Annotated in this window: 11 protein-coding genes; 6 read left to right on the plus strand and 5 right to left on the minus strand. The window is 56.0% G+C overall.

Annotation, left to right across the window (positions count from 1 at the left end):
* Together VFN25_RS11145 and VFN25_RS11150 are read left to right on the plus strand one after the other, a co-directional pair.
* A partial coding sequence (locus VFN25_RS11145; protein ID WP_325141871.1) for a class I SAM-dependent methyltransferase occupies window positions 1-849 on the plus strand: 849 nt, incomplete at its 5' end.
* 18 nt (window positions 850-867) lie between these two features.
* Window positions 868-1,773 carry a class I SAM-dependent methyltransferase gene (locus VFN25_RS11150; protein ID WP_325141873.1) on the plus strand — a complete coding sequence of 302 codons (906 nt, stop codon included), beginning with the start codon at window positions 868-870 and terminating at the stop codon, window positions 1,771-1,773.
* Window positions 1,774-1,817: 44 nt separating this feature from the next.
* On the opposite strand, the gene tsaB is transcribed toward VFN25_RS11150, so the two are convergent.
* Together tsaB and creD are read right to left on the minus strand one after the other, a co-directional pair.
* Window positions 1,818-2,513: a tRNA (adenosine(37)-N6)-threonylcarbamoyltransferase complex dimerization subunit type 1 TsaB gene (gene tsaB, locus VFN25_RS11155; RefSeq protein WP_325141875.1), complete on the minus strand. Its 696-nt coding sequence runs from the start codon at window positions 2,511-2,513 to the stop codon at window positions 1,818-1,820.
* Window positions 2,514-2,522: 9 nt separating this feature from the next.
* On the minus strand, window positions 2,523-3,839 hold the full coding sequence (gene creD, locus VFN25_RS11160) for a cell envelope integrity protein CreD (protein ID WP_325141877.1): 1,317 nt from the start codon (window positions 3,837-3,839) through the stop codon (window positions 2,523-2,525).
* Between the two features lie 896 nt (window positions 3,840-4,735).
* Between creD and VFN25_RS11165 the strand changes: the two genes are divergently transcribed.
* Both VFN25_RS11165 and VFN25_RS11170 read left to right on the plus strand, forming a co-directional pair.
* Entirely contained in the window at window positions 4,736-5,326 is a 591-nt protein-coding gene (locus tag VFN25_RS11165; protein WP_325141879.1) for a peptidylprolyl isomerase, read from the plus strand.
* A 2-nt stretch (window positions 5,327-5,328) separates the two neighbouring features.
* The gene (locus tag VFN25_RS11170) at window positions 5,329-6,027 is read left to right on the plus strand and encodes a UDP-2,3-diacylglucosamine diphosphatase (protein ID WP_325141880.1); all 699 of its coding nucleotides are present in this window, start codon (window positions 5,329-5,331) and stop codon (window positions 6,025-6,027) included.
* A gap of 261 nt (window positions 6,028-6,288) precedes the next feature.
* Here the strand turns inward: VFN25_RS11170 and VFN25_RS11175 are convergent, their stop codons facing one another.
* Genes VFN25_RS11175 through VFN25_RS11185 form a run of 3 tightly spaced genes read right to left on the minus strand, consistent with a single transcriptional unit; the run spans window position 6,289 to window position 9,041 of the window.
* Window positions 6,289-7,680: a hypothetical protein gene (locus VFN25_RS11175; protein WP_325141882.1), complete on the minus strand. Its 1,392-nt coding sequence runs from the start codon at window positions 7,678-7,680 to the stop codon at window positions 6,289-6,291.
* Window positions 7,681-7,740: 60 nt separating this feature from the next.
* Entirely contained in the window at window positions 7,741-8,247 is a 507-nt protein-coding gene (locus tag VFN25_RS11180) for a hypothetical protein (RefSeq protein WP_325141884.1), read from the minus strand.
* A gap of 38 nt (window positions 8,248-8,285) precedes the next feature.
* On the minus strand, window positions 8,286-9,041 hold the full coding sequence (locus VFN25_RS11185) for a hypothetical protein (RefSeq protein WP_325141886.1): 756 nt from the start codon (window positions 9,039-9,041) through the stop codon (window positions 8,286-8,288).
* A 445-nt stretch (window positions 9,042-9,486) separates the two neighbouring features.
* On the opposite strand from VFN25_RS11185, the gene VFN25_RS11190 reads away from it, so the two are divergent.
* Both VFN25_RS11190 and VFN25_RS11195 read left to right on the plus strand, forming a co-directional pair.
* The gene (locus VFN25_RS11190; RefSeq protein ID WP_325141889.1) at window positions 9,487-10,215 is read left to right on the plus strand and encodes a glycosyltransferase; all 729 of its coding nucleotides are present in this window, start codon (window positions 9,487-9,489) and stop codon (window positions 10,213-10,215) included.
* The gene (locus VFN25_RS11195; RefSeq protein ID WP_325141891.1) at window positions 10,215-10,607 is read left to right on the plus strand and encodes a DUF2304 domain-containing protein; all 393 of its coding nucleotides are present in this window, start codon (window positions 10,215-10,217) and stop codon (window positions 10,605-10,607) included. The genes VFN25_RS11190 and VFN25_RS11195 overlap by 1 nt, the downstream gene beginning before the upstream one ends.
* Window positions 10,608-10,701: the final 94 nt, after the last annotated feature.

Raw genomic sequence — 10,701 nt, forward strand, 5'->3', positions numbered from 1 at the left:
CCGGATGAGTTTTTCGCACGGTTTCTCGAACAGACTATTCGCGACGGCGAGAATCAATTCCACCGCTTTGCCAGCGTCGGTTGTGGAAACTGTGATACCGAAATCCGCGTGGCGCAACTGCTCGTCAATCGCGGCTTCTCCCATTTCACTATCGATTGTCTCGATATCAACAGCCCCATGCTGGAGCGCGGAAGATCTGCAGCCATGGAAGCCAATCTCGAACAGCACATCCGACCCCAGTTGACTGACTTCAACACTTGGCAACCAGAACCTGCAACCTATAGCGCGATCTTGGCCAACCAGAGCCTCCATCATGTGGCCGAGCTCGAAACGCTATTCTCCACGATCGAATTTGCACTGTCGCCAGATGGTCGATTCCTGACCTCGGACATGATCGGCCGCAATGGCCACATGCGTTGGCCGGAAGCGATGGCGATCATCCACGAATACTGGCGCGAACTTCCACAAGCCAGTCGCTGGAATCGGCAACTTCAGCGCCACGAGGAACTGCTCGAATACTGGGATTGTTCGAATGAGGGTTTCGAAGGAATTCGTGCCCAGGATATCCTTCCACTATTGATCGAACGTTTCGACTTTGAGCTTTTTCTGCCATACGGCAACCTGATCGATCCCTTCATTGATCGCAGCTTCGGTGGTAATTTCAATCCCAAACTCCCCGAAGATCGCGACCTGATCGATAGGATTCATGCACGCGATACGGCTGAAATCCTGGCCGGAACGATCACGCCGACTCATTTGATCGCCGTCATGCGCAAACGACCGTTCGAAGGCAAGTGCCTTCATCCTCCGGGACTCACGCCGACAGGATGCGTGCGTAATCCGCCGTGATCAGCTTGGCACCAGCAGATGGAACAGATTTTGATTCTATTCCGATGTGGCTCCAATCTTGAATCGATGACACTAATCATACTGATCATGGCCACCAAACCCAAAACGCAAAGCATGATTCCAGTCAATCTATCTGCCGATGAGTTTGCCGCGCTGCTTGGGGAGCACGGCAAAACAGATGACGCGTATCTTGCGCGTCACTATCCACGCTTTGCGTCGACGCTCAACGAATTCTGCTCCGGTTGGCAAGGAGACCGCGGCGTCAAGCTGCTCGATGTCGGCGCCCATTGGCTGCATCAATCAGTGCTGTGGCAGAAGGCCGGCTTTCAAGTCAGCGCGCTCGATCTTCCGGCGACATTCGAAATGGTCGACGTGCAATCACTCGCGCGTGAAATGGATATCGCATTGATAAACTGCGCTGATCTCCAGGCAGCAGATGCGCTTGATGTGATTGAGGATTCCAGCATGCACGTGATCCTGTTCACTGAGATCATTGAGCACCTGACATTCAATCCGGTACGATTCTGGAAGCAGATCCATCGCATCCTGGCACCTGGTGGTCGCATTGTCGTTACGACACCCAACTACTATGCATGGAATGGTCGAGCGTGGAATTTTTTTCGATTCGTGCGAGGTCTCGGTGGCGGGATAAGTGTCGAAAATATCCTTCGCACGCACACCTACGGTCACCACTGGCGCGAGTTCTCAGCAGGAGAACTATGCCGCTATTTTTCTCTTTTGTCTCCTGACTTCAAGGTGGTCAAGGCAAAGCGAGTACGGAACTTTCCTTATGCCAATGCTCGTCGCGGAAGAGGCATCTTGAGCTGCGTGCTTGAAACGATTCCAGGCTTGCGCCCCAACCTGCACCTGGAAATCGAACTCTCTTCCAAGAATCACGGCATCGTCATTCAACCAGGCTGGTAGATCGCGACGGCAGCAGTTCCCCAACGTCAAACCCGCGAACACACTCAATTCCGAACTTGCTGTCGCTCCTTGGTCGTCAACGCCACCTTGTCACGCAAATAGACCGGCAAGGCGAGTTCGGGGGCGAGACCCTGGCCGCTGCTGGCTTCGCGGGCGGCAAGCCGTGCGATTGCCGTTGCCTGTGGATAGCGCTCTCCTTGCGCCCATGCAGGAGCCGATTCCAGTCGCGATTGAATCATTTCGGCGTAGCTGTCCCAGCCGCTGCCGATGACGTTCCATATCTGCCCGGCAGCCACCTTGAGCACCGCGGCGGAGCCCACGCTTTCCATGCCCAGTGGCTCGACCAATCCTTCTTGATCACGGCGGAACGTACCGGCGTAGATTTCGCCCATGCGCGCATCTATCACGGCGAGAATTGGGTGGTTGTTGTTGGGAGCATCCAGCGCCAAGGCGGCGAGTGACGAGATCGGGATCACCGGGAGATCGAGCGCAAGAGCAATACCTTGCGCTGCGGAAATCGCCAGACGCACACCGGTAAAGGCACCCGGGCCTCGACCGACCGCGATGACGTCAAGCTGACGTCGTGATACGCCGGCTTCGGTCAGCACCTCCTCACACATCGGCAGCAGCAACTCGGCGTGGCGGCGCGGCGCAAATTCGCTGCGCGAGATCAACTCGCCGTTACAGCTCAGGGCAACCGAACACGATTCGGTGGAAGTTTCTATGGCAAGCAGATTCATGGCTATATTCTACCTTTGCGATTGGCCGATCCCGTACCAGTCGATGCGACGGGTCAGATACATCAAGGCGGCGATGGCTGCGAGCAGGGCGATGGCACCCATCAGCAGCGAATGTTGCTCGCTGATGACCAGCCCGTAGAGCAACCCATAGACCAGCGCCAGCAGCGCCCCGAGCGTCCCACCCGCACTACGGCTTCGAGCAGCAGCAGCGGCATAGCCAGCAATGATGCCGACTACCGCGATTGCTGCGATGGCGTAGGCCCAGGCAAAGCCGATTTGTTCCGACAGTGCCAGCAGCACGACATAGAACGTGGACAAGGCCAGACCCACCATCAGGTATTGCACCGGATGCACCCGCCAGCGGCCAAGCGCTTCAAACAGAAACAAGGCGACAAAGCTCAAGGCGATAAACAGGATGCCGTATTTGCCGGCGCGCTCGTTGCGTTGATAGGTTCTGACCGGCTGGAACAATTCGACACCAAAAGCCGATTGCTGGAGAGCATAGTTGCTGAATTCTTCCACTGCACCTTGCTGGCCATAGCTGCGGTTGAGATCGAGCACTTGCCAGTGCGCAGTGAATTCGCCACTGGATTCGGCATGGCTTTCGGGCAGGAATGCGCCGGCGAAGCTCGGATCGGGCCACGCTCCGGAAACCGTCACATCGGTCTGACGAGCCAGGGGCAAAAAGCTCAGCGCTGCCGTTCCGGCCAGGCGCATGTCGAAGGCAAACTCATGCGCGGCAAGCCGCGATTCGGGATCCACCGGCCATGCCACCTCGGTTGCGGTGATACCACCGATGCCCTCGCCACCTGGACCAAAAGCAACATCAGTTGCGTCGATCTTCAATGCTGACAGGCTGCGAATGCCGCGCACATCGGCAACCGGCACACGCAGTACCGCCTGGGTCCATTGCGGTTCGCCTCCGTTGCGACTCAGTGCGGCAATGTCTTCGCTGCGGAATCGACCGCTCAGGCCAATTGTCGCCGTGTAGATCGGCGTCGCATAGATTCCATACTGACGGACTTCGGTAGCGAGATTGCCCTTGATCTCAAGTTTCTCGGGTAATACGTAACGCAACTGGTCGCGACTGATCCATCCCTTGTCGCTCTGCACCTGGCGGCGCACCGGAACAACCAGCACCGGGCCACCGACAATCTGCGAGCCGCCCCAGCGTTCTGAAATATTTTGACGCGCCTCGCTTTCGAGGCCTTGCCGCTCGCCGATCAAACCCTGCACCTGCAGCAGGGGAATCAACATGAGCATGGCAAGTACGCCAACGCCCATCGCCTTGAACGTGATGCCTTGTGTCCAGCCAGGTGCCTGCATGTTTGATCCCCTCATCTGTGGTGAGGGCATTGGGCGCCATCGGCCGGACCATGGGCTGATGCCATGTGGCTGTTTGCGGGCGAAAACGGCGGGTGAGCTGCCATCTGTGCCGACGCCCGGGCCATTTGCCGCTTGATGAGATGTTGGGCCCTTTTGCTTTGCACTGCCAACAAGCTCAGAAGCAGGGTCGCTGGGCCCCTGCCTGCGCAGGGGCGACGGGGGATTGGGATGGGAAGTGAGGTTGCTTGGTGTTGCTCGGGTTTCGGGTTTCGGGTTTCGGGTTTCGGGTTTCGGGTATTGGGTATCGGGTATCGGGTATCGGGTAGTGGGTATCGGGTAGTGGGTAGTGGGTAGTGGATATCGGAAGTTGGAAAGCGAGTGTCGGCTGATGGCCGTCGATCTTGTGCGCTGGGAAGCGGGCCAGGGGACCGACCTTTGATCCATGAAACCCAGTCTCCCACTCCACGAAAGCCTGAAACCAGCGACTATCTGGAAGGTGAAATCTCGCTGGACAAACGCTTGAGCCTCCAGCACGCGACGAACCACAAGAAAACCTCTCGTCGCCGCTGCGCAGGCAGGGACCCAGTGACTTTGGCTTCGCCCTGTTCGCGCTGCGAAGCGCATTCCAGCGGGCACTTCAATTGCCCGGATTAGCTCGCCACGCGTTCGTAACAGTCAAGGATCAGGGACGCCGAACCGCGCCTGCACAGGCGCAACGGGGGAATGGAAACTGAACCCGGCTGGCTGTCGCCAGCCCGATCAGTTCTCGGCAACCCCCGCAACGTCTATGATGTGCGGACTTTCTATTTGAACGAGGTTATCCGACAATGTTGAGCACTCTTCGAAGCAGGACGATCCGCAGCATCCTGTCCATTACCTTGTGCGCGCTGATACCAATGAGCGCCCTCGCCCAAACCAAGCCGGCCGAACCAGCCGCAGCGGCCAAGCCCAACGCAGCAGCCGAGGCCCCGGCACCCGTCAACCCCAAGGTGCTGATCAAGACCAGCCTCGGCGATATCACGGTTGAGCTGGATGCCGAAAAGGCACCGAAAAGCGTTGAAAACTTCCTCCAGTACGCCAAGGATGGTTTCTACGCCGGCACCATTTTTCATCGGGTCATCGGCAACTTCATGATCCAGGGCGGCGGCTTTACACCCGATCTGCATCAGAAACCAACCCGCCCGTCGATCACCAACGAGGCCAAGAACGGACTGTCGAACAAGCGCGGCACACTCGCCATGGCGCGTACGCCCGATCCAAATTCCGCAACCGCGCAGTTTTTCATCAACCTGGTCGACAACCGCAATCTCGATTTCGTCAGTGACGAACGCGCCGAGACCTGGGGCTACGCGGTATTCGGCAAAGTGATCGAAGGCATGGATGTCGTCGACAAGATCGCCGCGGTACCAACAGGACCCAAAGGCCCGTTCCGCAGTGACGTACCAACCACTGATGTGACAATCGAGAAAGTAGAAATCCTTCCCTGAGCATGACGACACTCTTCATCTCCGATCTGCACCTGGATCTGGTGCGCCCAGAGATCATCGAACTGTTTTCGAAGTTCGTACGCGAAGAAGCGGTACACGCCGACGCGCTCTACATCCTCGGTGACTTGTTCGAGGCGTGGATCGGAGACGATGCTGAAGACGAAACCGGAAGGCGTTTCGTCGAAGCCATGCGGCCGATGCGCGAAGCGCAGCGGCCGTGCTTCTACATGCACGGAAACCGCGATTTCCTGCTGGGCGAGCGCTTCGCCAAAGAAGCCGGAATGACCTTGCTACCCGACCCTTCCGTCATCGACCTCTACGGCACACCCACCCTGCTGATGCACGGCGACACCTTGTGCACCGACGACGTCGAGTACCAGGCATTCCGCAAGCTCTCACGCTCACCAGAGTGGCAACGCGCATTCCTCTCAAAAAGCGTCGAAGAGCGGCAGGCATTTGCCAACCAAGCGCGCCAGGAAAGCAAAAAGCACACCGGCGACACAGCGAATGAAGGGATCATGGATGTGAATCAGGGAGCGGTAGAACAAGCAATGCGATCAGCCAAAGTGGATAGGCTCATTCATGGGCACACCCACCGACCGGCTACGCATGAAATAAAACGTAACGGCGAAATACTAAAGAGACTGGTGCTGGCGGATTGGTATCAACACCCTTCACGACTTTGCATCCTAAAACCCTAATGGATGGCAAATTAAGGACAAGTAACTATCCTGCAATGCAAACGTAGTTGAGCCATCCTAGTCATTCTAAGAGTCATTCATTCAGCTATCCGGCTTCGGATAGTTCTTTGCAAGTAGCCGCCGTAACGAGGAAGACTCAGATCCACAGACCGAACGAACCAGGCGGAAAAATGGATCGAATCATTCACTTTCAATACTCACACCTAAAGGTAAACCGGGGGTGGGCAGCATTCAGAACGAACGAACTCACCTCACTCCTTCTCACTTGGCAACTACCTTCTGCGCGCTCGTGAATTTGCGCTTGGTGCCATTCTCCATAACCAGATTCACGTAGTACCAATAAGTCATTCCAGACTTGTAATCGGCATCGCGCCAACGGTAGATCGACCCCTGCTTACCGGTCTGATCGAGACGTGAAATGATCCCTGCGCTTACCCGTTGAAACGGACCATCTTGCAAATTGGAGCGATAGATTTCGTAACCATAAACACCATTTTCATGGGTCGACTTCCAAGTCAGCAATGGCCCATTGCCATCAGGAGCTGGCATTTCGACGGGATTGGTCGGCTGCTGCATGGCCTGCCGAAGCACGCTGGATACAGATGGCTCAACTTCACTAGCCTTTTTCAGCTCTTCTGCCAAATCTTTGACTTGTGTGTCCTTGCCGATACCCAACGCACCAAAACGCACAAACAACTTTCGCTTGTAGTCAGGCAGCTCGATTTCCAGCATGCCTCCGGTAACGCCACGTAGATTCATCGGAGGATAAATTACTTTGAGATTTCGGCAGGAAGGGTTGCTCGGAAAGCATTCGACTACCTTCGTACTCACCTTCATTCGACTGTTGGAAACAACCGCTCCAATCTTCAGCGGCTTGCCTGAAACATCATTGAGCACGAGAGTCAATTCAGCCCCGTCCCCTTCGCGCACCAATCCAAAGTCGAGCGGATCGGAACTCGGCACAACCGAACCACGCACTTGACCTCGAAGGCGGAACGCGACCAACGGCTGCAAATCATTATCGGTTTTCACCAATATTTTTTCATCAAAGCTGGACCAGGGCGCATCTTCTTTACTGCTTAGCTCCAGCGCCTTGCCGCCCTGCACAACCTTCGCATCAAAATAGGCGCTGGGCTTTTCAATGCCAACCAGTTTGACCGAGACCCCAGGGCGGACTTCAATTGGTACTATTCGTCGAATGGGCTTGGCAGCTTCAAAAATGCCGAACTCAATATCCGTACCCTCAGGAGAAACCAGCCAATCTGAAAACCCCTGCACCGAAAACCCATCGATCGGATTCGCCTGGCCCTTTGCATACACGTCAAAATGATGGCTGACTCGACCCACGTCGGCGTTGAGAGTAATTTCCATATCCAACGCAAACGATTCGCTTGCCTTTACCTTAACCGGCTCAAATTTGAACGAAGCATTCTTCGAATCGCTTGCCACAACCCGCTCGATTTCCAACGTGTTACCCGACACATTCAGCCCTTCGACATGGGCATGCACCTTTGCAAACGGGTGCGACTGGCCAATCTCCAAACCGGTGAAATCAATAGGGTTGGGAGAGCCCACTGGGCTGGACGCTGCAGCTGTGCCAATAGACGCGGACAGCGCAAGAAACATTGAAATTGCGAATTTAATCATGCGCATATGAAAAAGCCCACGTGTTTGTCCCACGTGGGCTCGTATTCCTCAGTTCAAAGCCAATATTTATTCGACAGAAAAACCTTGCAGAGTCACCGGCAGAGTTGGCAGATCGAGAGTAACCGATCCGCATTGACCCGTGGTAAACGAGGTAACTGCCAAGAAATATTGGCCTGCAGCTAAGCCCGTCAGATCAATTGTCTCACTTTGGCCAGCGGGATTGCTATCCGCCTCACGTGGGCACGCCGATGTATCAGCACACGTTCCCTGCATCAGGGCAATATACATGTCGTACGTCGGCGTTGTTGTGTTTACAGTCAAATTGCCGCTGATTGCACCCGGACCCAAAGTTATCGACCAGATTGCGTCGATAGCGGTACTTGTACCGGAAGAGCTACACATAAAACTCAGTTGATTTGTAGCCGAGCACGTATCATAAGCACCGGTAGTTGTATTGCTATTGGTGCCGTTGAGTGCCGGAGTACCGGCGGAAGGCGTGCAGGCTTGACCGAAGGCTGAGCCGGCCAAAGCCAAACTAGCTAATGCAATCGAGCAAGTAAGAATCTTTTTCATTTGTCACTCCAGTATGAAAGCCAATCGGGTTCTAGAATTTAGTTACCAATGAAACTCTGGCGGCGCGAGTCAAACTGATCAAAATACACATAACTGGTATTCGTAAAGTTCTGCCTATAGAACGTGTTCGCAGTTGAGAGTCCCAGCGTTGCCTGATCGACGCCACCCCAGCCTGAATTGGCCAAATTGGTAAAGGTACCCGTCGTTGAGCCTTCGGTGGTAGCCGTAGCCACATCGTTAACCCAGTACTTCATGGTAGCGGCCGCACCGATAGTTAGGTCAAATTCCACACGATTGGCACCTGCTTGATTCGGCAACACTACATCGGCAGCTTGATAGAATCCACCTGTATTTGTGTCACCCGCAAAGATTCGCAAAATTGCCGAACTGCCATTCCCGGTTATCAACACCGATACCAACCTACCGGAAGCGCCAGCGGGGGCAGACGCGCCCAAAATTTGGAATGCAGCCGCATTTCGATTTGCTTGGGTAAGACCGAGTCCCGAGGTATCGACGATAAACTGAACTCGATACCGCTGTTCGCTAGCCGGAGTCTGGTCAAGCACAAACGCCTTAGCGGCTGGTGAAGAGTTCTGGTTGAGCGCAACACGCAAGCGGCATTGAGTACCGTCGTAACCACCCGACTGACTGGTTGCAGTACCCTGCAAGGTCGACACCAAGCTCCAAGGCGGCGACAAGTTGCTCGGGCAAGTCTGCGCCATCGCTGCACCTGCAGCGCCGAAGCCCACCAAGCCGAGAACTGCCAGCGACAGTGTTTTCATTTTCGTATTCATTAAGTCTCTCCAGGTTTGTTCGGGCCGGGTGGTTCCCCTTCCCCTGTTGCATTGCAATATGGTCTTGCTGGTGCCTGAACTTGTCGGAGGATAGGAGTAGAACCCTTCCTCGTCAACAACTTTGCGGCATTTGCTTGACCGACTTGTCAAAACTCATTGTGGTGATTTACGGCGGTTCGAGTGGCCATTTGGGCCATTCGGTGCCGGCGCTTACCACGCCCACGCTGACTGAGACGCAACGGAAAGCGGGATCCGGACACTTTTCCGGGAACTTTTGACGATCCGCCGAAGGGGCTTGAGCCGGCTGGCCAGTGATTCCAGCCAGGTGACCCCTGCGCCTGTCGCTACCGGCGACATCCGACAGGCTGACAGTTTCGGCGATTCATTGACATTGACGCTCGCAGATGACGAGAATCGCGGTCCCCTGAATGCCCTTGTGTCCCTGATGCCTCTACTTGCGCCCGCTGCTTGTCTGGCCGTTGTTCCTGCACGCGATGAGGTGGCGACGGTGGCTGAGGTGGTTGCTGGTGTGCGCAGGACGCTGGGCTGTGGTGTTTTGGTGGTCGATGATGCGAGTACCGACGGAACCGCCTCGGCTGCTCGTGCTGCGGGTGCCGAGGTGCTGATGCTGCCGATCGGGCTTGGTGCCTGGGGTGCAAGCCAGGCCGGCATTCGTTACGCGTTGAGAAACGGGTATCGCGGCGTGATCAGCCTCGATGCGGACGGCCAGCATCTGCCGGCTTCGCTGCCTGATCTGTTTATCGCTCACCAACGCGAGCATGCAAACGTGGTGATCGGCACCTGCATTGAGCGTTTGAGCCTGCCGAAACGGATTGCCTGGCAGTATCTGCGCCTGCTCACGGGGCTGCGTTTGCGTGATTTCACTTCGGGCTTGCGACTATATGATGTGCAGGCAATGCGCATGCTCGCGGCACCAGAGGCGAGTCTGCTCGATTTTCAGGATGTTGGTGTCCTCATGTTGCTGGCCAGTAAAGGAATGCGGATCGTGGAAACGCCAACCGTCATGCAAGAGCGAAAGGAGGGCCATTCGCGGGTTTTCGCCTCGTGGGCCATGGTCGCGCGCTACATGTTTCATACGACGATTCTGTGCATTTCACGGCTCGATCTCGGCAATCGCTCGAGTCGCCCGACGTCGGCTGGAGCTGAACCCTGATGCTCGACGCTCAAATTACTGCGGCGATTCTCGGCATCGGCCTCGCCGGTGCCATTTTCTATCTGGTTCGGCGCGATCATCTGCATGGTCCATTCGCGGCCTGGTGGCTGATGGTGGCCGCGGCGACCCTTGTTCTGGGCATGTTTCCGGCGCTGGTGGTGTGGCTTGGCATGCTCACCGGCATCAACTACGCACCGGTGCTGCCGATCATCATTGGCCTGTCGATGGTGTTGCTGCGTTTGCTCAAGCTCGATATCGACCGCTCGCGTCAGGAGCGTCAGATGCGCCGCCTGACCCAGAAGCTGGCAATCCTTGAACAGGAGATCGAGCATTTGCGACGCGAACGACAGCCTGGCGCTGAATCCGATCGGAACCGGCGCGACGAGCGCTGAGTCGATGCGTGTCCTGCATCTCGGCAAGTACTACGCCCCGCAACGCGGCGGGATCGAGCGCCATCTGCAGGATCTTTGCGAATGGTTCGTCGCT

It is taken from the genome of Dokdonella sp. (assembly GCF_035703485.1).
In the GTDB taxonomy this organism is placed as follows: Bacteria; Pseudomonadota; Gammaproteobacteria; order Xanthomonadales; family Rhodanobacteraceae; genus Dokdonella.

Excerpts from the sequence above, each read along its gene's own strand:
- VFN25_RS11150 (WP_325141873.1), top strand. The coding sequence starts at position 868 with ATGGAACAGATTTTGATTCTATTCCGATGTGGCTCCAATCTTGAATCG.
- tsaB (WP_325141875.1), bottom strand. The coding sequence starts at position 2,513 with ATGAATCTGCTTGCCATAGAAACTTCCACCGAATCGTGTTCGGTTGCC.
- creD (WP_325141877.1), bottom strand. The coding sequence starts at position 3,839 with ATGCAGGCACCTGGCTGGACACAAGGCATCACGTTCAAGGCGATGGGC.
- VFN25_RS11165 (WP_325141879.1), top strand. The coding sequence starts at position 4,736 with ATGAGCGCCCTCGCCCAAACCAAGCCGGCCGAACCAGCCGCAGCGGCC.
- VFN25_RS11170 (WP_325141880.1), top strand. The coding sequence starts at position 5,329 with ATGACGACACTCTTCATCTCCGATCTGCACCTGGATCTGGTGCGCCCA.
- VFN25_RS11175 (WP_325141882.1), bottom strand. The coding sequence starts at position 7,680 with ATGCGCATGATTAAATTCGCAATTTCAATGTTTCTTGCGCTGTCCGCG.
- VFN25_RS11180 (WP_325141884.1), bottom strand. The coding sequence starts at position 8,247 with ATGAAAAAGATTCTTACTTGCTCGATTGCATTAGCTAGTTTGGCTTTG.
- VFN25_RS11185 (WP_325141886.1), bottom strand. The coding sequence starts at position 9,041 with ATGAATACGAAAATGAAAACACTGTCGCTGGCAGTTCTCGGCTTGGTG.
- VFN25_RS11190 (WP_325141889.1), top strand. The coding sequence starts at position 9,487 with ATGCCTCTACTTGCGCCCGCTGCTTGTCTGGCCGTTGTTCCTGCACGC.
- VFN25_RS11195 (WP_325141891.1), top strand. The coding sequence starts at position 10,215 with ATGCTCGACGCTCAAATTACTGCGGCGATTCTCGGCATCGGCCTCGCC.